Origin of the sequence: Ideonella sp. (genome assembly GCF_041914305.1) — a bacterium.
In the GTDB taxonomy this organism is placed as follows: domain Bacteria; phylum Pseudomonadota; class Gammaproteobacteria; order Burkholderiales; family Burkholderiaceae_C; genus Ideonella.
Genome location: NZ_JAYSDQ010000017.1, coordinates 145,011 through 169,545 on the forward strand (window position 1 = coordinate 145,011; position 24,535 = coordinate 169,545).

Genomic DNA, 24,535 nt, shown 5'->3' on the forward strand with positions numbered 1-24,535 from the left:
GCGGCGGGGGACACGAACGGAGCAGAGTGCCCCGCCATCCTGATCCCGCTCCACGGCCCTTCAGCCTGTGACGAACGCCGGCACCGGCGGGCTGCCGGCCGACACCGTCATCACCTCGTACCCGGTGTCGGTGACGACGATCGTGTGCTCCCATTGGGCGGACAACGAACGGTCCTTGGTGACGATGGTCCAGCCGTCGCCGGTTTCGCGGATGTCGCGGCGGCCGGCGTTGATCATCGGCTCGATCGTGAACACCATGCCTGGCACCAATTCTTCGAGCGTGCCCGGGCGGCCGTAGTGCAGCACCTGCGGCTCTTCGTGGAATTTTTGGCCGATGCCGTGGCCGCAGAACTCGCGCACGATCGAGAAGCCCTGGTTCTCGGCAAAGGTCTGGATCGCGTGGCCGATGTCACCCAGGCGCGCGCCCGGCTTGACCTTGACGATGCCGCGCCACATCGCCTCGTAGGTGATGGCGCACAGGCGCTTGGCGGCGATCGAGCCTTCGCCCACCACGAACATGCGGCTGGTGTCGCCGTGCCAGCCGTCCTTGATGACGGTGACATCGATGTTGACGATGTCGCCGTTCTTCAAGGGTCGGTCGTTCGGGATGCCGTGGCAGACCTGGTGGTTGATCGACGTGCAGATCGACTTCGGGTAGGGCGTGTAGCCTGCCGGCGCGTAGTTCAGCGGGGCGGGGATGCCGCCTTGCACGTTCACGATGTGGTCGTGCGCCAGCTTGTCGAGCTGTTCGGTGCTGATGCCAGGCTTCACATGCGGGGTCAGCATGTCCAGCACTTCAGAGGCCAAACGGCCGGCCACGCGCATGCCTTCGATGTCGGCGGCGGACTTCAATGTGATCGTCATGGGTCGGGATTATTCCACTCCCCCGTAAAATCGCGGGTTTTCACGGGCTTGGCCCCTGGTGCCCCAGGGCTGCCGGCCTCCCGCCACACGGTGCGCCACGAGCGCGCCGCGCCGCCACCGCCGCTCCACGCCGTCACCCCATGTCTTCAGCTCCCAAGCACCTGATGCACTTCGAGGGCGGCAACGCCCTGTCCGCCTTCCGCGCCCAGGCGCTGCTCGCCGCGCTGCAGGGCGCCTGCCCGAAGGTGACCGGTGTCACCGCCCGCCACGTGCACTGGGCCTGGAGCGACGCCAGCCTCGACGCCGGCGCGCTGGACAAGCTGGCCTCGCTGCTGCGCTACGGCGACCCGGCGGACACGGCGAAAGGCGCCGCCGAAGCTGAGCTGGTCGTCGTGATGCCCCGCCTGGGCACCGTGTCGCCCTGGGCCAGCAAGGCCACCGACATCGCCCACAACTGCGGCCTCGGCATCCACCGCGTCGAGCGCGTCACCGAATACCGGCTGACGCTGAAGACGGGCCTGCTGGGCGGCACCAAGCCGCTGACGGCCGACGAGCGCCAGGCCTGTGCCGCGCTGCTGCACGACCGCATGACCGAGAGCGTGGCCTTCGAGCGCGAGGCCGCCAGGCACCTGTTCGACGAACAGCCGGCCGAGCCGATGGCCCATGTCGACGTGCTGGGCCAGGGCCGGGCGGCCTTGGAAAAGGCCAACACCGAGTTCGGCCTGGCCCTGTCGGGCGACGAGATCGATTACCTGGTCAACGCCTTCACCGGGCTGAAGCGCAACCCGACCGATGTCGAGCTGATGATGTTCGCGCAGGCCAACAGCGAGCACTGCCGCCACAAGATCTTCAACGCCGAGTTCACGATCGACGGGCAGAAGCAGCCGCTGTCGATGTTCGGCATGATCCGCCACACCGAGAAGACCAACCCGCAGCGCAGCATCGTGGCCTACAGCGACAACGCCGCGGTGATGCAAGGCGGCCCGGTCGAGCGCTGGCTGCCCGAAGGCTTCACCAACGCGCCCAAGTACGGCTCGCGCCATGAAACGGCGCACGTGCTGATGAAGGTGGAAACGCACAACCACCCGACGGCGATCTCGCCGTTCCCCGGCGCTTCCACCGGCTCGGGCGGCGAGATCCGCGACGAGGGTGCCACCGGCCGGGGCGCCAAGCCCAAGGCGGGCCTGACCGGCTTCAGTGTCTCGAACCTGAACCTGCCGGGCACCCACGAGCCCTGGGAAACCAGCCCCTACGGCAAGCCCGAGCACATCGCCAGCCCGCTGCAGATCATGACCGAGGGGCCGCTGGGCGGCGCGGCGTTCAACAACGAGTTCGGCCGGCCCGCGCTGGGCGGCTACTTCCGCGTCTTCGAGCAGACGGTGGGCGAGGGCTCAGGCGCCATCCGCCGCGGCTACCACAAGCCGATCATGATCGCCGGCGGCCTGGGCACCATCAGCGATGGCCAGACGCACAAGCTGCCGTTCGGCGCCGGCACGCTGCTGATCCAGCTGGGCGGCCCGGGCATGCGCATCGGCATGGGCGGCGGCGCCGCCAGCTCGATGGCGGCCGGCACCAACACCGCGGCGCTGGATTTTGATTCGGTGCAGCGCGGCAACCCCGAGATCCAGCGCCGGGCGCAAGAGGTCATCAACCACTGCTGGGCGCTGGGCGAGACGAACCCGATCGTCGCCGTGCACGACGTCGGCGCGGGCGGCATCAGCAATGCCTTCCCCGAGCTGGTCGACGGGGCCGAGAAGGGCGCGCGCTTCGACATGCGCAAGGTGCCGCTGGAAGAAACCGGCCTGGCACCGAAAGAGATCTGGTGCAACGAGAGCCAGGAGCGCTACGTCCTGGCCGTGAACCCGGACCTGCTGCCGTTGTTCGAGCAGATGTGCGAGCGTGAGCGCTGCCCGTTCTCGATCGTCGGCGTCGCGACCGACGACAAGGAGCTGGTCCTCGAAGACGGCCCCGGTGGCGAGCGCGTGATCGACATGCCGATGGACGTGCTGCTGGGCAAGCCGCCCAAGATGCAGCGCGACGTGACCCGCGTGGCGCGTGAACTGGCACCGCTGAACCTGACCGGCGTCGAGCTGAAGACCGCCGCGTTCGACGTGCTGCGCCACCCGACCGTGGCCAGCAAGCGCTTCCTGGTGACGATCGGCGACCGCACCGTGGGCGGCCTGAACCACCGCGACCAGATGGTCGGCCCGTGGCAGGTGCCGGTGGCCGATTGCGCCGTCACGCTGGCGGACTACGCCGGCCTGCGCGGCGAGGCGATGAGCATGGGCGAGCGCACGCCTCTGGCAGCGCTCGATGCGCCGGCTTCGGGCCGCATGGCGGTGGCCGAGGCCATCACCAACCTGCTGGCCGCGCCGATCACGCTCGAGCACGTCAAGCTCAGCTGCAATTGGATGGCGGCCTGCGGCGAGCCGGGTGAAGACGCGGCGCTGTACGACACCGTGAAGGCGGTGGGCATGGAGCTGTGCCCGGCGCTCGGCATCGGCGTGCCGGTCGGCAAGGATTCGCTGTCGATGCGCACCCGTTGGCAAGACGCTGGCGTGCAGAAGCAGGTCGTTGCGCCGGTGTCGCTGATCGTCACGGCGTTCGTCACGCTGGACGACGTGCGCGGCACGCTGACGCCGCAGCTGCAAGACGGTGACACCACGCTGATCCTGGTCGACCTGGGGGCCGGCAAGGCCCGCATGGGCGGCTCGATCCTGGCACAGACGCTGCAGCAGTTCGGCGACACGGTGCCCGACCTCGACGATGCGGCGCGCCTGAAGTCGCTGGTCGCTGCGATCAACGAGCTGCGTGGCCGGGGCCAGCTGCTGGCCTACCACGACCGCTCCGACGGCGGCCTGTGGGCGGCGGCCTGCGAAATGGCCTTCGCCGGCCACCGCGGCGTCAGCCTGAATGTCGACATGCTGGTCACCGAAGGCGACGGCATCAGCGACAGCCGCGCCGAGATGGGCGACTCGAAGAACTGGGCGGCCCAGGTCAGCGGCCGCCGCGACGAGCTGACGCTGAAGGCGCTGTTCAACGAAGAGCTGGGCGCGCTGGTGCAGGTGAAGACGAGCGAGCGCGACGCGGTGCTCGCCACGCTGCGCGCCCATGGCCTGTCGACGCTGAGCCATGTCGTCGGCAAGACCAACGACAAGCAGGTGGTCGAAGTCTGGCGCGATGCCAAGGCCCAGTTCAGCGCGCCGCTGCGCGAGCTGCACCAGGCCTGGGACGATGTCAGCTGGCGCATCAGCCGCCTGCGCGACAACCCGGCGGGCGCCGACAGCGAACACGCCGCTGCGGGTGGTGACGACCCCGGCCTGCACGTGCACCTGACCTACGACCCGGCCGAAGACATTGCCGCGCCGTTCATCAACAAGACCCGGCCGAAGCTGGCGATCCTGCGCGAGCAGGGTGTCAACAGCCATGTCGAGATGAGCTATGCGATGGACAAGGCAGGCTTCGACACCTTCGACCTGCACATGAGCGACCTGCACGCCGGCCGCGCGCGGCTGGACCAGTTCCAGGGCTTCATCGCCTGCGGTGGCTTCAGCTATGGCGACACGCTGGGTGCCGGTGAAGGCTGGGCGCGCTCGGTGATGTTCAACCCGGTGCTGGCCGAGCAGTTCGCCGCCTTCTTCGCCCGCAGCGACAGCTTCGCGCTGGGCGTGTGCAACGGCTGCCAGATGATGGCGGCGCTGAGCCCCATCATCCCCGGCGCGCAGGACTGGCCCAAGTTCACCCGCAACAAGAGCGAGCAGTTCGAAGGCCGGCTGGCGATGGTCGAGGTGCTCGAGAGCCCGTCGATCTTCTTCACCGGCATGGCCGGCAGCCGCGCGCCGATCGCGGTGGCCCACGGCGAAGGCTTTGCCGACTTCTCGCAGCGCGGCAACGCGACGCTGGTGCACAAGGCGATGCGCTTCGTCGACGGCCACGGCGCGCCGACCGAGGTCTACCCGTTCAACCCGAACGGCAGCCCCGACGGCTTGACCGCGGTGACGACGGCCGATGGCCGCTTCAGCGCGCTGATGCCGCACCCCGAGCGCGTCTTCCGCAACGCGCAGATGAGCTGGACCAACGGTGACATCGCCGCGCTGAGCCCGTGGATGCGGATGTTCCGCAACGCACGGCGCTGGGTGGGCTGAGCCCGCGCTTGCTGCGACCGGTGAAGCGTTCGCCGGTCGCTCATCAAAGATCGGGGCGTGATTGGGGGCGGCAGGGCGCACTGCGCCGCTCGTGTCGCTTTGCCTTGAGCCTGCTTCAGCCTGGCCGACCCAAGAGGCTGCTTCAGGCGACCTTTTGTGCGCCCGCCTGGCCGGCGTTCAGCCACGCGCGCAGCAGCTCGGGCGTCAGCGCTTCGGGCTGGTGGTACAGGTAGCCCTGGGCCCAGTCGATGCCCAGTGAGCGCAGCATCGTGGCCACGCGCTCGTTTTCGACGCATTCGGCGACGATGGGCTTGTTCAGCAGGCGGCCCATCTCGGCCATCGAGCGCACCATGCCGCTGTGCACGTCGTCGGCGTCCATGTCGCGCACGAACATGCCGTCGATCTTGATCGAGTCGAAGGGCAGGCGGCGCAGGTAGGTGAACGAGGCGAAGCCGCTGCCGAAATCGTCGAGCGAGAAGCGGCAGCCCAGGTCGCGCAGTTTCTGCATGAAGCTGCTGGCGCTTTGCAGATTGGTGATCGCCTCGGTCTCGGTGATCTCGAAGCACAGCAGGCGGCCGGGCACCTGGTGCGTGGCCAGCAACTCGGCCACGTAGTCGCACAGCGCCGGCTCGCGGATCGTGATGGCCGACAGGTTGACGGCGATCTGGCCGATCTGTTCGTGCAGGTCGGGCACCTGGCCCAGCAGCGCGACCACCTGGCCGATCATCCAGCGGTCGATGTCGGTGACGAGGTGAAAGCGCTCGGCCGGGGCGATGAAATTGGCCGGCATCAGCAGCTTCTCGCGCACCGGGTCCCACAGGCGGGCGAGCGTTTCCAGGTGCAGGCGCCGGGGCGTGCCATCGCCGTTGGCCAATGGCTCCAGCCGCTGGCAGAACATGCGCAGCCGGTTTTCCTTCAGCGCGTCGAACAGCACCAGCGCCCAGTTGATCGATTCGCGTTGGGCGTCGCTGGCGCTGCGCTTGGGGTCGTAGACGCAGATCGAGCCGCGGCCTTCGCGCTTGGCCAGGTAGGCGGCTTCGTCGGCCATCAGCATCAGCTGGTCGAACGAGACGATGTCGCGCTGGATGCGCACCACCGCGATCGACGCCGCGAGCTTGAACGAGCGCTCTTCCCACTGGAACTCGAACTCGCTGATCTGCCGGTGGATCTGGCGCGCCAGCGCGGTGCCGCCTTCTTCGCTCTGGTCTTCGCTGACGACGGCGAACTTGTCGCCGCCCAGCCGCGCGAAGAAGTCGGACCGCTGCAGCGCGCCGCCGACCAGGTCGGCGAACTGGCGCAGCAGCTCGTCGCCGGCCACACAACCGCAGGTCTCGTTGACGAGGCGGAACTGGTCGATGTCGATCAGCAGGAACACGGCCGACAGGGCCTGGCGCTGGATGCGCGCCAGCAGCTCGGACACATGGGCGTCGAGCGCGCCGCGGTTGTACTGCCGGGTCACGAAATCGTGCGTGGCCAGGTAGTTCAGCCGGTCTTGCATGTAGCGCCGCTCGTTGATCTCGACGCGCAGCTGCCGGTTGGCCAGCGTGAGTTCGGCGGTGCGCTCGCGCACCCGCTCTTCGAGGCTGCGGTTCAGCTCGCGCAGATCGCGCAGCAGCGCCTGGCGCTCGATCTGGTGGCGCACACGTGCGAGCACCTCGTCGGCATTGATCGGCTTGGTGATGTAGTCGCTGCCGCCGGCTTCGAAGCCGGTGCTGATGTCGTCGGTGCGGGCGGTGCAGAAGATCACCGGGATCTCGGCCAGCGCCATGTCGGCCTTCAGGCGGCGGCAGACCTCGAAGCCGTCCATGCCCGGCATCATTACGTCGAGCAGGATCAGGTCGGGGTGGCGGCGCGCCGCGAGCTCCAGCGCGCGGGGGCCGTTGGTGGCCACCATCAGCTCGCAGCCCATGCCGTCGAGCACAGCGCTCAGCACATCGATGTTCTCGGGTGTGTCGTCGACGATGAGGACGGTGAGCTTGATTCCGGTCACTGCTGGAGCAAACGAGGTGCCGAAGAAAACCCAGTGTATGCCAGGGTTGCGCTGCCGGCTCAAGCTTTTCGGGCTTGTCCCGACGTGCGTTTGCCTCAGCCTACGGGCCCATCGGCGATTGCGCGACAAACTCACGCACCGCGTCTTCGAGGCCCTGGAAGTCGTAGCGCTTGGCGGCGTCTTCCCAGGCTCGCCGCCGCGCGGGGCCCAGCAGGCCCGGCGCCAGGCCGGCCAGCAGGCGCTTGACCTGGGCCAGGTCGCCGCCGGCGGCCGCGGCCTGCAACTCGGCCAGGCGTTGCCGCGCTTCGGTGTCCAGCGGCACCGGCGTGTCGGGCGCCGGCTCGGCTGCTGGGGCCGGGCCGGGGGCTGCGGGCGGTGCCGGCTCTTCGATGAAGCGCACCTTGGCGTGCTGGGCCAGCATGCGGTAGATGTCGCGGAACGGGTAGGGCTTGGGCACGAAGTCCTGGAAGCCGATCTCGATGTAGAAGCGCCGCTCGTGTTCGAGGCTCGACGCGGTGACGGCCACCACCGGCAGCGCCTCGGTCTCGGGCGCCGCCCGCAGCGCGCGGATCATGTCGACACCGGTCAGGCGCGGCATGCGGATGTCGCTGAACACGATGTCGAAGGGCTGGCTGCGGCAGGCTTCCAGCCCGGCCTGGCCGTCTTCGGCCTGCTGCACCTGGCAGCCCACGTCCTGCAGCAGCTTGACCAGCAGGTCGCGGCTGTCGGTGTCGTCTTCGACCACCAGCGCGCGGCATGGCGTGGCCGGGTCCAGCTGCGCCAGGTGCACGTCCACCTGCGCCGCGCCGGGTTCTGCGTCTACGGCCGGCAGCGGCAGCGTGACGCGGGCCCGCGTGCCCACGCCCGGCTCGCTGGTCAGCGACAGCTCGCCGCCCATCGCGCGGGTGATGTCGCGCGAGAGCACCAGGCCCAGACCCGAGCCGCCCTTCTCGCGGCCGGCCTCGCCCTGGCTGAAGGGGGCGAAGAGCTGCTCCAGCTCGACGGCGCTCATGCCGGGGCCGCTGTCTTCGACCTCGACCCACAGCGCCGCGCCGTCGCGCCAGGCCTGCAGCCGGATGCGGCCGGCCTCGGTGAACTTCAGCGCGTTGCCGAGCAGGTTGATGACCACCTGGCCGATCTTCGTGCGGTCACCATGCACCATCGACGGCGCCGGCAGGCCCGACAGGTCGGCCTCCCAGGCCAGGCCCTTGGCCGCCACGCGGCTGGCGAACAGGTGGCTGATGTCCTGCAGCTCGCGGTGCAGGTCGAACGTCTGCAGCACCAGGTTCAGCTTGCCGGATTCGATCTTGGCCAGGTCCAGCACGTCGTTGATCAAGCCCAGCAGCCGGTTGCCCGCCGACAGGATCACCTCCAGCCGCTGGTGCGCCGCCGCCGGCACGCTGCGGTCGGCCAACAGGATCTGCGTGAAGCCGAGCACGGCATTCAGCGGCGTGCGGATCTCGTGGCTCATGTTGGCCAGGAACATCGACTTCGCGCGGTTCGCGGCCTCGGCGCGTTTTTGCGCGTCGCGCAGTTCGTCTTCCACCGCGCGCTGCTGCGTCACGTCGGTGATCAGGCTCGCCATGTAGAGCGGGTGGCCGAGATCGTCTTTCAAAATGAAGTGCGACTGGTCCAGCACGCGGCCCGGCCGGCCCTCGCGGGCGGCGATGCGCCACTCGCCCTCCCAGTGGCCATGCTCTTTCATCGCCGGCATGGCTTCGTCGACGAAGACCTGGCGGAAGCGCCGGCCCAGGTAGTCGAGCAGGTTGCGGTTGGTCGATGGGGTCCAGTCGACGTCGCCGGTCATCTGGCGCAGGGCCGGGTTGAGGTAGACCATGCGCCCGTCCAGCTCGGAGATGCCCAGCCCCTGGTGCGCACTCTCGGCCAGCCAGTGGAACATCTGCAACTGGTGTTCGGCGCGCTCGCGCTCGGCCACCTCGCCGCGCAGCGACTGGTTGCTCTGGGCCAGCTCGTGGGTGCGTTCTGCCACCTGGGTCTCGAGCGCCTGCCGCTGGTCGCGCACCAGCAGGTCATGGCGCCGGCGCGCGACCATGAAGCCGGTCAGCAGCGCCGTGAAGGCCAGCCCCGAGGCCAGCACGGCCAGCTGCAGCCAGCCCGGGCGGGGCGCCAGCTGGGCCCACGCGGGCTGCATCAGCAGCACCCAGCGCCGGTCGGCCACGTGCAGCTCGACCTGGTGGTGAATGCCGCTGTTGAGCTGCGGCAGCACCCGCTCGCGCTCGGCCTGGTCGCGGGTGACCAGGGTTTGGCCGGCTGGCCAGTCCAGCGCATGGGCTGCCGGCGCGTCGGGGTCGTACAGCAACAGGTGGTGGCCCTCGACCGCCATCTGCGCCACCGCGGCGCGCAGCAGCTGGCCGACGTCGATCGTGGCCGACACCATGCCGCGCACGTTCTGCGCATCGGACAGCGGTGCCTGCGCGCCAATGCCGGCCAGCGGCGCATACAGCACCTGCACCAGCTCGCTGGTGGCCGTTTGCGCCACCGAGTGCAGCGGCAGCGAGGCGGCGATGTGGCCGCTGGCGCGCGCCTTGTCGATCGCCATGCCACGCTGCGGGTCGGCTAGGTGGTCGATGCCGGTCAGCGCCTCGTGGCCCGCCTCGGGGTCGGTCCACAGCACCGGGAAATACTCGGGCCGCAGGCCGGCCGAGACCACCGTGTCGCGTGGGCTCATCTCGCGCAGCGACAGGCCGCCGTGGCGGGCCTCGAACGAATCGCGGTCGACCACGCTGACGCGCGGCAGGTAGGCAAAGTGCTGCTGCCAAGGGCTGCGCAGCAGCATCGGCCCCGAGACGGCGCGAAACTCGTCCGGCTGCAGCTCGGTCTTGTAGAACATGCGCTGCAGGATCTCGAGGTCGCGCTCGGCCATGTCGATGTGGTTCTGCAGCGCCATCGCCAGCCGCGTGCCGTCGGAGCGGAAACGCTCGATGTGCACATCGCGCTCGACGACACCGATCGACAGCGTGGAAAACAGCGTCAGGCCCAGGCCCAGGCAGATGATCGGGAAAGCCTGCACCGCCACGCGCTGGCCGCGGAACGCCGGGTGCAGCAGCAGCAGCGCCGGCGGCGTGACGATCAACATGCCGCACACGTCGCCGACCCACCAGGTCAACCAGCCGAAGAACAGCTCCTTGGGCGCCAGCACGCCGAACGCGTACAGCGTGGCCTGGCCCACCGTGGCGGCGATCAGGCTGCAGGCGCCCACCACCAGTGCGAAGTGCAGCGTCTGCCGCAGCGGTGCCGCCTCGGCCCGGTAAGGCACATGGCGCGCCAGGTGAGCGGCCAGCGCCGCCTGCGCGAGCGAGCCGCTGGCCAGCATCGTGGCCCCCAGCAAGGCGGTGCCGCCGTAGCCCACATGGGGGCCGAAGAAATCGAAGAAATGGGTGGTCAGCGCGCCCAGCAGCAGCCCCGGGAACACGCGCGGGCCGCACAGCACCAGCCCCGCCAGCGCAATGCCAGAGGGTGGCCAGATCGCGGTGATGCGCAGCGGCCCGATGGCCAGCAGCATGCCGAGTTGCGCCGTCACGTAGTACGCCAGGCCCAAGCCGATGTTGAGCACCAGCAGGCGGACACCGGGCGGGAGCGACGGAAGCAGGCGGTCGAGCATCCAGGCGGGGCGGGCCATGACACAGCCCGGTGCGAACGATGATAGACGCGGCCGGCGCGTCTGGCCTCTTCGGGCTTACGCGGCTTGTCGGCTCAGGCGATGTGGGCCCGGGCACTGCGTTTGCCATGGGCAGGCCATGCCCCCGATCCACCTGGCTGCACCGCAGCGCGAAGCCCACCCCGCCGAGACCCTGCGCGCTCACCTCGAGCACGGCGGCGGCCAGCGCGCGCCCGAGAGGGCGGCAGCGCCGCGCTTGACGGCCGACAAAGCCGGGCGGGGCGAGCGCCGTGGCCATGCGGCCCGGTGGCGCTACATTCCGCACGTGCTAACCCGCCACTCACATCACATCACCTCGCTCTCACTCGCGCTCCTGGCGTGCGTGGCAGCGCCCCCATGCCACGCCGCCACCGAGGACGAGCCGCCGCCGCCCGAGGTCTCGATCGTGGCCGAAAATGCCCGCAGCACGGTGCGCTCGATCGCCGTCTGGCTGGCGCGCGGCGTCGACAGCTGGTTCGGCGACCGGCCGTTCGAGCAGGGCGGCAAGGTCAGCGACGGCCGCCTCAGCACCGCGCTGCTCTTGCGCCAGCACGACAAGCCCGACTTCGACGTGCGTTTCAACGCGCGCTTTCGCCTGCCGAACGTCGAAGAGCGGCTGTACGCCTTCGTCGGCCGCGACGACCAGCGCGACATCATCACCGACAGGCCCGGCGCCTTCTCGCGCCAGGACCGCCTGCTCGACGACACCCGCGACCGCGATTTCTTCGCCGGCCTCGGCCGTGCGCTGAACGATTCGGTCGACCTGCGGCTCGGCCTGCGCGGCGGGCTCAACCCGTTTGCCCAGGCGCGTTACCGCAGCGAGTGGCTGATCGGCCCGAACGACCTGGCCGACTTTCGGCAGACGGTGTTCTGGTCGCTCGACGATCGCTTCGGCTCGACCACCGCGTTCTCGTACGAGCATGCCTTCACGCCCGAGCTGGCGGCGCGCTGGCTCAACTCGGCCACCATCACGCAAGAGTCGGAGCACTTCGAATGGTCCACGCTGCTGGGGGCCTACCGGTCTTTCGGCGACCAGCGGGTGCTGGCCCTCGAGACCCTGGCCAGCGGTGAAACCGGTTCGGGCGTGGCCCTGGGCGACTACGGCGTGCAGGTCCGGTGGGAGCAGCCGGTCTATCAAGACTGGCTGCTCGGCGGCGTGGTGCTCGGCCACTTCTGGCCGCGTGAAGACGAAGACAGCCCGCGCCTGCGCGCCTGGGCGGTGGGCGTCAACCTGAAGATGCGGTTCTGATCGCCCACACAGCCGGCCGACCCTACAAACGCTGCGCCACCGCGGCGCGCACGGGGTAGGCGGGCGAGATGCCCTCGGGGTCAAGGTTCTGGTAGGGGTCGGTGTCCCTCAGTTGAACGAGGGCGTCTCTCACGCTGGCGTCCGTGGCCGCCAGGTGCGCGGCCGCGCCGACCGCGGCCAGGCGGATGTTGAAGTCCGGATGCGCCAGGCCGCCGAGCACGATGCGGCGGACGGCCCGCCGGTCGGCGGCCGGCATCGGCTCGTGCTGCTCAGCCAGCAACAGCTCCAGCGAATGCAGCGCGCCGGCCTGCGCCGGCTCGAGCCCGCTGTCGAAAGCTTGTGACAGCGTCGGGACGGCCGCGACGCCCAACAGTGCCACGCCGCGTTGCGCGATGAAGCCGGTGGGCAGCGCGGCGCCTAGCGCGGGCAGGGCCCGGGCGTCGCGCAGGTTCGCCACCACGCCGGTCAAGGCCGCGTGGTATTCGCTCCGGTCTTCGGACACCGGGGCCTTTTCGATCAGCACCTCGCGGTTTTCGAGGGCGAGCATCGACACCAACCGTGCCTTCACGCCATCGGCTGCAGCCGATTCGACAGACGCGAGCAGGTCGCCCACCCGGCCGGCGCGGAACCCCAGGGTCTCGGTGCCGCCCACCGCGTCGAGCAAGCGCCCCAGCATGGCGGCCCGGGCCTGCCAGTCGGGCGAGTCGAAGCCCGACGCGTCGAACACAGCGAGCGCTTCGGCCACGCCCTGGCTGTCGGCAGCCTTCTCGGTCGGCCGGGTGCTCGAATACCCGCCCGAGTGGCTGCGCCAGTCGGCGTGGTGGCAGGCATAGCCGCAAGGGCCGTTCGTCGGCTCGCGCCAATCGGCGTGCGCGCGGCCTGCGGCGTAGTACATGTTCCACCACTCCGACGTGCTGCCGCTGCGGTTGTCCAGGTCTGCCGCGTCGCCATACATGTGGCGGCTTTGCGTGGCCCCGCCGATGCGCCGGTTGCGCGCGGGGTTGCGGTAGACGCTGTTGGTGTAGCGCGGGCCGCCGTATTCATAACGCCAGCGGTCGATGCCATAACCCGTGGACTTGGCGGCGACAAACGGCGACCTGAGCAAGGCCCACGAATAGTCGCCCGTCTCGAGCTCGGAAAAGGCGAAGTACTCGGTGCGCCGGCTGCTCGTGAAATTCGAGCAGGTGGGGCGCAGGCTGACCCCGTAGGTGACGTATTCCTGAATCAGCGCGTCACGCGAATCACCGCAAGCGGCATGGGCAGACGCTGCACACGCCAGCGCGACCGTCGTACCCAGTGCACCACGGCAAAAACGTTTCATGAATGACACTCCTCATGGTTTTACGGATTCACGCCGCCGCGGGCGTCGACGGCACCACGGGCCCTGCATCCATGTCAACGAGAAGGTCTGGCCTGCGGGGCGCAGCACCGGCGTTCACCCGCTGGCAGCGTGGCCCATCCTAGGATCTTCTTTTTGCAGCGGCCACTTACGAGAAGTCGTACCGGGTCTGCGCTTGAAGCGCCAGGTCAGCCTGCGTGCAACCGGGCCGCGGCCTCGTCGATCGAGCGCCGCAGGTCGTCGTAGCCGTGGTGGGCCTTGAACTGCGGAAACTGCAGCGCAATCGCCTCGGGCGGGTGGATCAGGAACCCCGCATCGGCCGCGCCGAGCATGCCGGTGTCGTTGTATGAATCACCGGCCGCCATCACCTGGAAGTTCAGGCCCTTCAGCGCGTTCACCGCATGGCGCTTCTGGTCGGGTTGGCGCAGCCGGTAGTCGCGCACGAAGCCTTCGTCGTCGACCAGCAGCCGGTGGCAGAACAGCGTGGGCCGGCCGAGCTGGCGCATCAGCGGGTCGGCGAATTCGTAGAACGTGTCCGACAGGATGATGACCTGGAAGCGCTCGCGCAAGCCATCGAGAAACTCGCGTGCCCCGGGCAGCGGGGCCATGCCGGCGATCACGCGCTGGATGTCGGCCAGCTTCAGGCCGCGCCGGGCCAGCAGGTCGATGCGAAAGCGCATCAGCTTGTCGTAGTCCGGCTCGTCGCGGGTGGTGCGCGAGAACTCGGCGATGCCGGTGCGCTGAGAAAACTCGATCCAGATCTCGGGGACCAGCACGCCTTCGAGATCGAGGCAGACGACTTGCATGGGCGGTTCGCTCCGGTGGTTCAGCCGCCGCGATCGTACCGGCCAAGTCTCACCGTGCGCTGACGACCTGCCTCACCGTCACGGCCACCCCCGACAGCACTGCGTTGCCCGACAGCGGGTCGCGCAACGAAGGGTCCAGCACCGCGTTCAGGTTGGCGCCGGGCCGCTCGGCGGCCACGCGCAGCTTGGCGCCGGGCTTGTCGTGGCCCCAGCCGTGCGGCAGGCTGATCACGCCCGGCATCATGTCGGCGCTGATGGCGATCGGCGCGGTCACGCTGCGGTCGATATCGGCATCGCCATGGCCATCGCCTTGGGCGGCGCTGATGTGTGCCAGTGCGCCTTGGGCCAGGCCCAGGCGCTCGGCATCGGCCGGGTGCATCAGCACGGTGCAGCGCTCGGGGCCCTTGGCCAGCGTGTGCAGGTTGTGCATCCAGCTGTTGTTGCTGCGCACCTCGCGCCGGCCGACGATGACCATCGCGGGCGCCGGCTCGCCCAGCCGGGTGAAGGCGCGCTGCAGGTCGGCCAGGCAGGCCGGTGGCGCCAGCTCGATGCGGCCGCTGGGTGTGCGCAGCAGCTCGGGGATGCGCGGCTGCAGGGCGCCCAGGTCGATGCCGCCGTCGGCCGCCATCACCTTGTCCAGGTTCAGGCCATCGGGCTTCATGCCGAACAGGTCACCGTACGGGCCGGTGCGAAGCGCCAGGTCGAGCAGGCGCTCGGGGCCGCGGCGCCCACCGCGCTGCAGCGCCGCCAGGACCGCGGCGGCATGCTCGCCGGCCTGCCGGTTCACCTCTTGCGCGAGCAGCTCGTCGTCGAGCGCCTGCACATCGCTGCGTGCGCCTTGCCCACGCGCGATGGCGATCAGCCGCAACAGGCTCTGCCATTCGGCCGGCTGATCGGCCGGCGGCTCGAACACGGCGGCGCTGTAGCGCGCGTGGTTGCGGTGCGAGAACTGCGGGAAGCTCACGTCGTAGTGCGTGTCTTCCAGCGGCGACAGGCCGGGCAGCACCACGTCTGCGTGGCGCGTGGTCTCGTTGAGGTAGATGTCCAGGCTGAGCATGAAGTCCAGCGAGTCGAGCGCCTTCTCGAGCCGGGCGCCGCCGGGCGACGAGAGCACCGGGTTGCTCGCCACGGTGATCAGCGCCTTGATCTGGCCCGGGCCGGCGGTTTCGATCTCTTCGGCCAGCAGCGTCATCGGTAGCTCGCCGAACACCTCGGGCGCGCCGCTGACGCGGCTGGCGTGGCGGCCGGTGACCACGCCACGGCCGGTGCCGGGCTTGCCCTGGGTGTTGGCGGCAAAGGCGGCGGCCTTCGGGAACATCGCGCCGCCGGGTGCGTCCAGGTGGCCGGTCAGCACGTTCAACACGTCGACCAGCCACGACGACAGCGTGCCGAACTCTTGCGTGCAGGTGCCGATGCGACCGTAGACGCAGGCCCGCTCGGTCGTCGCCAGCTGGCGCGTCAGCGCGCGGATCGTCTCGGCCGCGATGCCGCAACGCTCGGCCACCGCCTCGGGGGCGAACGGGCGGACGGCGTCGCGCACCGCGTCGATGCCGGCCGTCCACTCGGCCAGCCGGCCCGGCCGCGCGAGGCCCTCGTCGAACAGCGTGTGGGCCATCGCCGCCAGCAAAAACACATCGGCCCCGGGGCGGATGAAGTGGTGCGCGTCGGCGATGGCGGCCGTCTCGCTGCGGCGTGGGTCGACGACGACGATCTGGCCGCCACGCTGGCGCAGCGCCTTGGCGCGGCCGCGGAAGTCGGTCACCGTCCACAGGCTGCCGTTGCTTGCCATCGGGTTCGCACCGAGGATCAGCAGAAAGTCGCAGCGGTCGATGTCGGGCACCGCGATCGAGAACCAGTTGCCGAACAGCCAGCCGGCAGCCAGCTGCTTGGGCATCTGGTCCAGCGTCGAGGCGGAGTAGATGTTCTTCGTGCCCAGCGCACGCGCCAGGCGGCCAAAGTACAGCAGCAGCGACATCTTGTGCGCCGCCGGGTTGCCCACCGTCAAGCCGACCGCATCGCGCCCCTGCTGCTCGATGATCGGCACCAGGCGCCGCTCGATCTCGTCGAAGGCTTCGTCCCAGGTGGCGGGCTGCAACTCGCCGTTGCGGCGCACCAGCGGCTGGCGCAGGCGGTCGGGGTCTTCGTGCAGGTCTTTCAGCGCGAAGCCCTTGGGGCAGATGTAGCCCTGCGAGAACGCGTCGTTCGCCTTGCCGCGGATGGCGAGCACCTTGCCGTCGGCCACCTGCACATCGAGCCCACAGCAGGCCTCGCACAGCGGGCAGATGCGGTAGCGGGTGTCGGTGGCGGTGGGGGTGGGGGTGGCGGTCATACCGTTTGACTCCAATCAAGCAGGCGCTGGTTATCGCAGGCCGTGGCCGCACTGTCCGTCACCCCGGCGACGCTGGAAGCGAGGGTTAATCCGCAGCGGCGGCCGCCATCGTCGTCAGCGCCTTGGCTGTCGCGTCGTCGGCCGGAAAGAAGGCCTCTATCGCCAGCTCGGACAGCGTCACCTCGACCGGCGTGCCGAAGACCGTGATCGTGCTGATGAAGCTGAGCAGGCCGACCGGCGAATGCAGCTGCAGCGGCACGGCGATGTCGACCATGCCGCGCGGCGCGGGCGCGGCCTCGGTGAAGCCGGGGGGCAGCGGCAGCGCGCGCAGTTCATCGGCCAATGCGGCCAGCACCGGGTCGCCACTGGTTTGCACCTGGTGCGCCAGCCGCTCGAACAGGTGCTCGCGCCAGGCGCCGAAGTTGGCGATGCGCGGCGCCAGGCCTTGCGGGTGCAGCGACGCGCGCAGCACATTGATCGGCGGCGTCATCAGCTCGTCTGGCAGGCCGGCCATGAAAGCCGATGCGGCGCGGTTGTGAGCGACGAGGTTCCAGTGCCGGTCCACCGCCAGCGCGGGGTACGGGTCGTGCGCCTGCAGCACGCGCTGCACGGCGGCGTGGGCGGGTTGCAGGGCCGGGTCGGCCAGCGGGCGCTCGCGGTACATCGGCGCGTAACCCGCGGCGGTGAGCAGCCGGTTGCGCTCGCGCAGCGGCACGTCCAGCCGCTCGGCCAAGCGCAGCAGCATGTCGCGGCTGGGCAGCGCGCGGCCGGTTTCCATGCAGCTCAGGTGCCGGGTCGAGACCTCGGCTTCGGTCGCCAGGTCGAGCTGGCTCCAGCGGCGGTGCTGGCGCCAGTGGCGCAGCAGCTCGCCGACCGGCGCGTTGGCAACGTTGGGGGCTCGAGCGGGGGCAGGGCGGGTGAGGGTGGCGGCGTCCATGCGGCAACGATAGCGCCGCGTGGCTTGCCCACCATGACCTGTGAGGTCATCGACGCACTGACCCGCCGCGCCGACGATGGCGTCACTTCGAACCCCAACCCCAAAGGAGATGACCATGTCCCGTTTGACGATGACCCCGTTCCTGCGCAACGTGCTGCGGGTGGATGCTGTGCTGAGCGGCCTGACGGCGCTGGCGCTGATCGCCGATGCCGAGCCCCTGGCCGGGTGGACCGGGCTGCCCTCGGCCGTGCTGACGGTGCTGGGCGCCGCGCTGTTGCCGTGGACGGCGCTGCTGGCCTGGCTGGCCGGCCGCCCGGTGGTGGCCAGTGCGGCCGTCGGCGCCGTGGTGGCGCTCAATTTCGTCTGGGTGCTCGATTGCGCGATGGCGGCCTTTGGTGCCTTCGGCTCGCCGCTTGGCTTGGGCGTGGCGATGCTGGCGGTGCAGGCCGTCGGCACCTTGGTGATCGCCGAGCTCGAATGGGTGGGGATGAAGCGCGCGCCGCGGGCGGCGCCCTTGCGCGGAGCGCTCGCGGGCTGATGCGCGGAGCGCTGGCTGGCTGATGACGCGCGGGGCGCTGGCTGGCTGACGCGCGGCGCGTGGATACTCGGTGGATGTCGTCCGCCGAGTGCACCCCCCTCCGTCCACGGTCTGCGCCCGCCCCGGGCCGCTTCGAGGGCAGCGTCGCCGCCCACGGGGTGGCGGCGTGAGCGCAGAGGCCGCTGCCGCGCATCCACTGGCGGCGTGGGCCGTCGAATCACTGACGCGCCTGGCGCAGTTACCCTGGCCCGCCGTCATCGTGCTCGGTGGGCTGGTGCTGCTGCTGGGCACCGGCATGGCGATGAACTTCAGGCTGCCCACCGTCTGGCGGCATTGCGCCGCCTTGTCGGTGAGCCTGCTGTTCACCGCGCTGACCATGCGCATCGGGCACAGCCTGCTGGCGGCCGCGGCCGGCATTCCCGAGTTGGCGTGGGGCTTGTCGGCCTTGGCGGTGGGCCTGGCTGCGCGCTGGGTCAAGGGCCCCTGGCGCCTGGTTCTGCTGCTCTGGTCGCTGCTGTGCGGGGGCGTGCTGCTGGTCATGTTCGAGGCTTGGCTGGGCCTGGGCCAAGCGCTGCAAGGCCTGCTGGTGCTGCTGGGTCTGGCCGCCTTCGCACTCGCCTTCTGGAAGGCGGTGCCGCGGCTGCCGGGTGAGCCGCCGGCACCGGCGCCCGGCGAGCCTTCGCCACCGCTGATCGAACGGCTGGACAGCGATGAAGCCCAGGAGGCGGCCGACAAGTACACGCGCGAATGAGCCCGCTGCGACCTGACCCGCGCCGACACGACCGGCACAGCGCTGCGCCGCTGCCGGCCGCAATGGAAGCCGAGCTGTTTGATCCGCGGCGGTTTCCGCTGCTCGGTGCGCCGGGCCGGCAGATGCTGCGCTGGTTGCGCGGCCACCCGTGTGCACCTGCGTACCGGCATTTCAGCGGGCACCGGTTGGATTGGGCGAGCCTGTGCTGGGCGCGCTGGCGGCAATGGCGGGTGCGGCAGGCCGCCATGCCGGCACCGGGCATGCCTGGATGGATCGACGGTTTCGTGCGCCGTACCTGGGCCGATCTGCCGGCACGCCGGCGCAGCGCCGCGCGCCCACCGCGCTGGCAGGACATTGAGCCCATCCGGCGCGACGACCTGAGTGCCCGTCTCGAAGACCACGTCCCGCGCTCGCTGACGCTGGACCAGTTGATCTGCTTCACCACCTCGGGCACCACGGGGCACCCACTGCGCGTGCCTTCGCACCCGGTGGTCGCGGCCGAGTACTTCGCCTACCACCGTCGTGCGCTGGCGCTGTTCGGCATCGTGCCGAAGGCCCGCGGCGGGCAGGTGGGCATCGTGCTGGCCGGCTACCAGCAACGCTGTTTCAGCTACGTGTCGGTCAACCCCTTCATGGGCGAGTGCGGCCTGGCCAAGCTGAACCTGATGCCGCACGAGTGGCACCACCCGGACGACCGCGCGGCGTACCTCGACGCCTGTGCGCCCGAGCTGGTCTCGGGCGATCCGGTGTCATTGGCCGAGTTGGCCGATCTGCCGCTGGCGCATCGTCCGCGGGCCCTCTTGAGCACGTCGATGGCCTTGTCCGACGGGCTGCGGCGCCGCCTCGAGACGCGCTTCGGGGCGCCGGTGCTGGACCTGTATTCGATGAACGAGGCCGGCCCGATCGGCGTCTACCGAGACGACCTGCAAGGCTTTGCCCTGCTGCAACCCTGGCTGCACGTGGAGATCCTCGACGAGCAGGGCCGGGCCTTGCCCGAAGGCGAGCTTGGCGAGATCGTGTTGAGCGGCGGCTTCAATTTCTGCCTGCCACTGTTGCGCTACCGCACCGGCGATCATGCCCGCCTGGTGCAGACGCCGTGCGGGCCGGTGCTGCGTGACCTGCAGGGCCGCTCGCCCGTGCGGTTTCGCCGCGCCGACGGCGCGTGGGTCAACAACATCGAAATCACGCACGCGCTGAAGTCATTTGATCTCGTGCGTTATGCCTTGCACCAGCGCGCCGACGCACGCTTCGAGCTGCGTGTGGACAGCCGCGAGCCGCTGATCGCGCTGGCACCGCGGCTGCAGCATGCATTGGCACGGCCGCTCGGGCTGCCGTTGGACCTGACGGTGGCCGCCCTGCACGCCGACGACAAGCAGCGGCAATACACCAGCGAGTTGCCGGGGCACGCGCCGTGAGCGCGCGCCCCGGTCTCGGGCTTCAGATCACGAAGCGCCGATCGAGAACGACGGCTTGGTGCCAGCGGCCCCAGGCACCAACTTCTGGTTGGTCGGCGTGCAGGTCACGTTGTGGTCGACCGGCTTGGTCTTCACGTCATCGATGTCCTTCAGCGTGGTACGCAGGCCGAAGGTGGCCGCGGGCATCTGCGAGGTCACGTTGCAGCTGAAGGTGTACTTCAGCGGCGACGGGGTCTTCTCGCTGTAGGTCACGGTGCCGCCGGTGCAGGTCCAGCCCGACGGGCAGCTGATGATCTCGACCGTGGCGGTCACCGCGAACTCGGGGTAGCCCTTGTACGGCACCTTCACCGGGATCGGCACGTTCTGCCCGCCGGTGCTGTCTTCGATCTTCGGCACCTTGAACAGCTCGCAGGCCTTGCCCTCGCCGTTCAGCCGGTAGCCCTTTTCCACCCCCTTCATCGCCGCGGTGCGGAACACCGGGTCTTGCAGCGCGGCGGCATCGGTGGCGTTGGTGTGGAAGCCGGCCTCGATGATCACCGAGGGCATCGTCGCCTTCGAGTTCTCGCCCAGGTTGTCGCGCGCGTTGGCGGTCTTCGGGACGTTGTATTCCTCGTAGCCCTCCTTGGCGTGGATCAGCTCGCCCATGTAGCACATCATGTTGTCGGCGAGCTTCTGGTCCGCCGTGCGGCCCGTGTGATAGAAGCCCCGCGCGCCGCTGGCACCGGCTTCGCCGGCGTTGGTGTGCACGTGGATCAGCGTGGTCGCGCCGATGAAGTTGGCGTACAGCGGCCGGCTGTTGATGTCTTCGTTGCGCTCACGCAGGGCGCTGGTGTCGTCAGGCCGGGAATGCCAGATCTCGGGGTTGTCGGGGTAGGTGTCTTGCAGGTAGTAGCGGGCACCCATCTTCCACCACTCTTGCTTGCTGGCCTCGTGCAGGCTGGTCGCCTGCGAGCGTGCGAACAAGGTCGTCGCGCTGCTGCGCGCCACCAGCCAGGTCGACAGCTCGGTGGTGAAGCTGGGCGTGATGAAGTCTTCGGTGATGCCGTTGCTCGGGTCGCGCTGGGCGCGCCAGTCCTTGAACTTGTAGTGGTGGTAGATGCCGTGGCCGGCGCCGAGCACGATGGTGCCGGCCGTGGGTTGCGGTGCAGCGCTTTCCTTGCGCACCGGCGGGCGCTCGGCGGGGAAGTAGTCGTAGATGTCGCGCCCGCCGATGCGGAACTGCACGCGCTTGACGGTGCTGCGGTCGCGCAGCCGGTCTTCGGCCGCGGTCGCCAGCTCATTCAACAGGTCTTCGATCTCGGCGCCGTACCACTTGGGCAGGTACTCGACGCTGAGGTTCAAGGTCAGCACATCGCCCTTGGTGTTCAGCGAGGCGCTGACGCTGACATGCTTGCCCTGGCCTTCGATGCGCTTTTGCGCGTCCACCAGGCGCTGGATATCGCGGGCGATCGTCGACTCGATCTGAACCCGGGTCATCGGCGCGGCCTGCGAGGCGGCGCCTTCTTGTGCAAACACCGGTGCGCTCAGGCTCAGCACGGCGGCCGAGATGGCCGATGCGGCCCACAAGCGTTTCAAACGAACCATGGTCTCCTCCTGTGACGGACAAGCAGGAGGGCAATGGTTCATGCGGCAACAGCCCGAAGCGGCCCGCCACCGACAGAAATGATCGCCGAACACGCCTCCCTGCGATCAACCGTTCGGCCGGGCTGATGGCGAAGCAGTCTGGGCAAGTGCACAGTTAGCGTCAACGACGAAATTGCGCCGACTTGAAACAGGCGTGGGGCCGTACGCAGTTGCCCGCATGCCGAAGTCGCCGCGGCAGGGTAATGGCGAGCGGGTGATGGCAAGCGGGAGGTGCGGTGAGGTGTGCCGTTACGTGATGCAGTTGATCTGGCTCAACTGATCATGTAAGCCGCCGCCGCGGTGGCGATCAGCGTGCCTTCGTCGTTGGCCAGGCGCATCTGCGTGGAGCCGACGCGGCCGCCGAGGCGGGTGACCTCGGCGGTGGCGAGAAAGTGCTTGCCGATGCCCTGGCGCAAGAAGTCGACCCGCAGGTCGATGGTGCCCATGCGGGCGAAGCGGTGCAGCACCGCGTCGGCCGCTTCGTCGGCGTGTTTCTCGCCGATCGCCACCATCAGCGCGAGGCCGCCCATCGCGTCGAGCACGGCAGAGATGACGCCGCCGTGCAGCCGCCCGTAGAGGTAGTGGCCGACCAGTTCGGGCCGCATGTCGAAACGCAGGGTCGGGCGGGCCGGCTCCAGCGTCACGACCTTCAGGCCCAGTACCTGGTTGAAGCTGATGCGCTGCTCGAACAACTCGGTCAGCGTCGCGTCGAGCTTGTGTTGTTCGGCCGGTGATCGGCGGGCGGCAGGGGCGGGCATGCTGGCAGCTCAGTCGAGGAAGAAATCGGGCAGGAAGTTCTTGGTGCCCGGCTCGACACTGTACGGCTCGAGATCGGTGATGCCATTGGCGGCCAACACGTCGTCGTCGATGAAGAAATGGCCGCTCGGCGCCGGGGCTGGGTTGGTGAGGATGAACCAGGCCGCGTCGGACATGATCTCGGGCTTGCGGCACAGCTTGGGGTCGACCCCCGGGATCATCTGCAGCGCGGCGGTGGCGATGGCGGTGCGTGGCCACAGGCTGTTGACCGCGATGCCGATGCGCTTGAACTCTTCGGCGTGGCCGAGCGTGCACATGCTCATGCCGTACTTGGCCATCGTGTAGGCCACGTGGTTGGCAAACCAGTGCGGCTTCATGCTCAGCGGCGGCGACAGGGTCAGCACCTGCGGTGCGCGGCCGGCCTTGGCGCTGGCGGTGAGCGCGGGCAGGCAGGCCTGGGTGCAGCAGAAGGTGCCGCGGGCGTTGACGCCGTTCATCAGGTCGAAGCGCTTCATCGGCGTGGCGGCGGTGGGCGTGAGGCTGATCGCACTGGCGTTGTTGACCAGGATGTCGATGCCGCCGAACTGCTCGATCGTCTGCGCCACCGCCTTGGCCACCTGCTCTTCGTCGCGAATGTCGGTTTGCAGCACCAGCGCCTGGCCGCCGGCGGCGCGCACCGCCTCGGCCGCGCTGTGCAATGTGCCGGGCAGCTTGGGGTTGGGGTCGACCGTCTTGGCGATCAGCGCGATGTTGGCGCCGTCGGCCGCGGCCTTGGTGGCGATCGCCAGGCCGATGCCGCGCGAGGCGCCGGTGATGAACAGCGTCTTGCCTTTGAGGCTGCGCTCTGAAGGGCTCATGGGTTTGTCTCCGCAGGAGGTGTTCTCGAGCCTTTGATCCTACGGGCTGGGGCCGCCCGTGACACGGCCGGGAATGGCGATTAGGGGCTGGGCACGACAGTGTTTTCGCGGGGGTCGAACAGGCCGCGCGTCAACCGGGTGACGCAGCGTCGCGGCACGTCACCCGCCTGTCTTCACAAGCGCCGCGTGGTCTCGCGCACGATCAGCTGCAGGCCGGGCACCTCGACCTCGGCGGCGTCCTGGCCCAGCAGCCGCAACAGCGAGCTGGCGGTGTGCAGGCCGATCTCGTGCAGCGGCTGGCGCACGGTGGTCAGGCCTGGTGTCATGAAGGCCGACGCGGGCATGTCGTCGACACCGACCAGCGAGATGTCGTCGGGCACGCGCACGCCGCGGCGGTACAGCGCCACGCGGGCGCCGTAGGCCATCTGGTCGTTCGCGGCGAAGACCGCGGTGAAGGGCTCGCCGGCGTCGAGCAGGCGGTTCATCGCCAACAGGCCGCTGGTCTCGAGAAAGTCGCCCTGCGCGCACAGCGCCGGGTTGGGCTCGATGCCGTGGTCGCGGTGTGCGCGGCAGTAGCCGGCGTAGCGCTGCACCGCGTCTTGCTGGGTGGTGGGCCCGGCGATGAAGGCGATGCGCCGGTGCCCATGGGCCAGCAGGTGGGTGGTGGCCAGGTGGCCGGCTTCGTCCTGGTCGACCCATTTGGCGCTGAGATTGGGGCCGCTCAGCTCGCGGCCGGCCACCGCCACCGGCTGGATGCGCGCGAACTCGATCAAGGCGTCGTCCGACAGGTGGCCGGCCAGCACGATGAGCCCGTCGATGCGGCGCTCGACCAGCAGCCGGATGCGCGCGGCTTCTTCAGCCGCGTTCCACAAGCCGCTGACGATGATCGGCACGTTGCCGCTGTCGGCCAGGCCCACTTCGATGCCGCGCAGCATGCGGGTGAAGAACGGGCTCTCGAGGTCTTGCACGACCACGCCCACCGACATGGTGGTGCCGGTCTTCAGGCTGCGGGCCGACGGGTTGGGGCGGAAGTTCAGTTCGCGAATGGTGGCCTCGACGGCCAGCCGCTTGCGCTCGCTGACACCCGCGCTGCCATTGACGACGCGCGACACGGTGCTCGGCGACACGCCGGCCTTGCGGGCGACTTCGATGATGGTGGCGGTGGCGAGTGGCGCGGCCTGCATGGTCAAAGGGCTTCCAGTCGTTGGGGGTTCAAGCCGGCTGGCGAGAGCTGGGGGCGCGGCGAGTATCGAACAGGGCTCGGGATGGTAACGATTT

16 protein-coding genes are annotated in these 24,535 nt (G+C 69.5%); 5 read left to right on the plus strand and 11 right to left on the minus strand.

Annotated elements, in window-relative coordinates:
- Window positions 1–60: 60 nt before the first annotated feature.
- Complete coding sequence (map, locus tag ACE3SG_RS21425) at window positions 61–864, minus strand: type I methionyl aminopeptidase (protein WP_374568245.1); 804 nt, start codon at window positions 862–864, stop codon at window positions 61–63.
- 140 nt (window positions 865–1,004) lie between these two features.
- Between map and purL the strand changes: the two genes are divergently transcribed.
- Window positions 1,005–5,009: a phosphoribosylformylglycinamidine synthase gene (gene purL, locus ACE3SG_RS21430; RefSeq protein WP_374568246.1), complete on the plus strand. Its 4,005-nt coding sequence runs from the start codon at window positions 1,005–1,007 to the stop codon at window positions 5,007–5,009.
- A gap of 142 nt (window positions 5,010–5,151) precedes the next feature.
- Here the strand turns inward: purL and ACE3SG_RS21435 are convergent, their stop codons facing one another.
- Both ACE3SG_RS21435 and ACE3SG_RS21440 read right to left on the minus strand, forming a co-directional pair.
- Window positions 5,152–6,999, minus strand: coding sequence for an EAL domain-containing protein (locus ACE3SG_RS21435; RefSeq protein WP_374568247.1), 1,848 nt, complete (start codon window positions 6,997–6,999; stop codon window positions 5,152–5,154).
- Window positions 7,000–7,099: 100 nt separating this feature from the next.
- Window positions 7,100–10,639, minus strand: a complete 3,540-nt coding sequence (locus ACE3SG_RS21440; RefSeq protein ID WP_374568248.1) for an ATP-binding protein — start codon at window positions 10,637–10,639, stop codon at window positions 7,100–7,102.
- 118 nt (window positions 10,640–10,757) lie between these two features.
- Between ACE3SG_RS21440 and ACE3SG_RS21445 the strand changes: the two genes are divergently transcribed.
- Window positions 10,758–11,906 carry a hypothetical protein gene (locus tag ACE3SG_RS21445; RefSeq protein WP_374568249.1) on the plus strand — a complete coding sequence of 383 codons (1,149 nt, stop codon included), beginning with the start codon at window positions 10,758–10,760 and terminating at the stop codon, window positions 11,904–11,906.
- A 22-nt stretch (window positions 11,907–11,928) separates the two neighbouring features.
- On the opposite strand, the gene ACE3SG_RS21450 is transcribed toward ACE3SG_RS21445, so the two are convergent.
- The 4 genes from ACE3SG_RS21450 to ACE3SG_RS21465 all read right to left on the minus strand — a co-directional run bounded on the left by ACE3SG_RS21450 (window position 11,929) and on the right by ACE3SG_RS21465 (window position 17,317).
- Window positions 11,929–13,227, minus strand: coding sequence for a D-Ala-D-Ala carboxypeptidase family metallohydrolase (locus ACE3SG_RS21450; protein ID WP_374568250.1), 1,299 nt, complete (start codon window positions 13,225–13,227; stop codon window positions 11,929–11,931).
- Between the two features lie 206 nt (window positions 13,228–13,433).
- Window positions 13,434–14,051 (minus strand): bifunctional phosphoserine phosphatase/homoserine phosphotransferase ThrH, encoded by a 618-nt coding sequence (gene thrH / locus ACE3SG_RS21455; protein WP_374568251.1) that lies wholly within the window; start codon window positions 14,049–14,051, stop codon window positions 13,434–13,436.
- A gap of 49 nt (window positions 14,052–14,100) precedes the next feature.
- On the minus strand, window positions 14,101–16,380 hold the full coding sequence (locus ACE3SG_RS21460) for a molybdopterin-dependent oxidoreductase (protein ID WP_374568252.1): 2,280 nt from the start codon (window positions 16,378–16,380) through the stop codon (window positions 14,101–14,103).
- Window positions 16,381–16,465: 85 nt separating this feature from the next.
- Entirely contained in the window at window positions 16,466–17,317 is an 852-nt protein-coding gene (locus tag ACE3SG_RS21465; protein WP_374568253.1) for a helix-turn-helix domain-containing protein, read from the minus strand.
- 115 nt (window positions 17,318–17,432) lie between these two features.
- Here ACE3SG_RS21465 and ACE3SG_RS21470 point away from each other — a divergent pair, with 115 nt between their 5' ends.
- The 3 genes from ACE3SG_RS21470 to ACE3SG_RS21480 all read left to right on the plus strand — a co-directional run bounded on the left by ACE3SG_RS21470 (window position 17,433) and on the right by ACE3SG_RS21480 (window position 20,021).
- Window positions 17,433–17,855: a hypothetical protein gene (locus ACE3SG_RS21470; protein ID WP_374568254.1), complete on the plus strand. Its 423-nt coding sequence runs from the start codon at window positions 17,433–17,435 to the stop codon at window positions 17,853–17,855.
- Between the two features lie 166 nt (window positions 17,856–18,021).
- Window positions 18,022–18,606: a hypothetical protein gene (locus ACE3SG_RS21475; protein WP_374568255.1), complete on the plus strand. Its 585-nt coding sequence runs from the start codon at window positions 18,022–18,024 to the stop codon at window positions 18,604–18,606.
- Window positions 18,603–20,021, plus strand: a complete 1,419-nt coding sequence (locus ACE3SG_RS21480) for an AMP-binding protein (protein WP_374568256.1) — start codon at window positions 18,603–18,605, stop codon at window positions 20,019–20,021. Before ACE3SG_RS21475 ends, ACE3SG_RS21480 begins: the two co-directional genes overlap by 4 nt.
- 27 nt (window positions 20,022–20,048) lie before the next feature.
- On the opposite strand, the gene ACE3SG_RS21485 is transcribed toward ACE3SG_RS21480, so the two are convergent.
- The 4 genes from ACE3SG_RS21485 to ACE3SG_RS21500 form a co-directional block, all read right to left on the minus strand.
- Window positions 20,049–21,605, minus strand: coding sequence for an N-acetylmuramoyl-L-alanine amidase (locus tag ACE3SG_RS21485; protein ID WP_374568257.1), 1,557 nt, complete (start codon window positions 21,603–21,605; stop codon window positions 20,049–20,051).
- Window positions 21,606–21,916: 311 nt separating this feature from the next.
- Window positions 21,917–22,402: a thioesterase family protein gene (locus ACE3SG_RS21490; RefSeq protein WP_374568258.1), complete on the minus strand. Its 486-nt coding sequence runs from the start codon at window positions 22,400–22,402 to the stop codon at window positions 21,917–21,919.
- A 9-nt stretch (window positions 22,403–22,411) separates the two neighbouring features.
- Window positions 22,412–23,257 carry an SDR family oxidoreductase gene (locus tag ACE3SG_RS21495; protein ID WP_374568259.1) on the minus strand — a complete coding sequence of 282 codons (846 nt, stop codon included), beginning with the start codon at window positions 23,255–23,257 and terminating at the stop codon, window positions 22,412–22,414.
- A gap of 173 nt (window positions 23,258–23,430) precedes the next feature.
- Window positions 23,431–24,441 carry a LacI family DNA-binding transcriptional regulator gene (locus ACE3SG_RS21500; protein ID WP_374568260.1) on the minus strand — a complete coding sequence of 337 codons (1,011 nt, stop codon included), beginning with the start codon at window positions 24,439–24,441 and terminating at the stop codon, window positions 23,431–23,433.
- Between the last annotated feature and the right edge of the window lie 94 nt (window positions 24,442–24,535).

Coding starts and splice junctions, on each gene's coding strand:
- map (WP_374568245.1), bottom strand. CDS start 864: ATGACGATCACATTGAAGTCCGCCGCCGACATCGAAGGCATGCGCGTG.
- purL (WP_374568246.1), top strand. CDS start 1,005: ATGTCTTCAGCTCCCAAGCACCTGATGCACTTCGAGGGCGGCAACGCC.
- ACE3SG_RS21440 (WP_374568248.1), bottom strand. CDS start 10,639: ATGGCCCGCCCCGCCTGGATGCTCGACCGCCTGCTTCCGTCGCTCCCG.
- ACE3SG_RS21445 (WP_374568249.1), top strand. CDS start 10,758: ATGCCCCCGATCCACCTGGCTGCACCGCAGCGCGAAGCCCACCCCGCC.
- ACE3SG_RS21450 (WP_374568250.1), bottom strand. CDS start 13,227: ATGAAACGTTTTTGCCGTGGTGCACTGGGTACGACGGTCGCGCTGGCG.
- thrH (WP_374568251.1), bottom strand. CDS start 14,051: ATGCAAGTCGTCTGCCTCGATCTCGAAGGCGTGCTGGTCCCCGAGATC.
- ACE3SG_RS21460 (WP_374568252.1), bottom strand. CDS start 16,380: ATGACCGCCACCCCCACCCCCACCGCCACCGACACCCGCTACCGCATC.
- ACE3SG_RS21465 (WP_374568253.1), bottom strand. CDS start 17,317: ATGGACGCCGCCACCCTCACCCGCCCTGCCCCCGCTCGAGCCCCCAAC.
- ACE3SG_RS21470 (WP_374568254.1), top strand. CDS start 17,433: ATGTCCCGTTTGACGATGACCCCGTTCCTGCGCAACGTGCTGCGGGTG.
- ACE3SG_RS21480 (WP_374568256.1), top strand. CDS start 18,603: ATGAGCCCGCTGCGACCTGACCCGCGCCGACACGACCGGCACAGCGCT.
- ACE3SG_RS21485 (WP_374568257.1), bottom strand. CDS start 21,605: ATGGTTCGTTTGAAACGCTTGTGGGCCGCATCGGCCATCTCGGCCGCC.
- ACE3SG_RS21490 (WP_374568258.1), bottom strand. CDS start 22,402: ATGCCCGCCCCTGCCGCCCGCCGATCACCGGCCGAACAACACAAGCTC.
- ACE3SG_RS21495 (WP_374568259.1), bottom strand. CDS start 23,257: ATGAGCCCTTCAGAGCGCAGCCTCAAAGGCAAGACGCTGTTCATCACC.
- ACE3SG_RS21500 (WP_374568260.1), bottom strand. CDS start 24,441: ATGCAGGCCGCGCCACTCGCCACCGCCACCATCATCGAAGTCGCCCGC.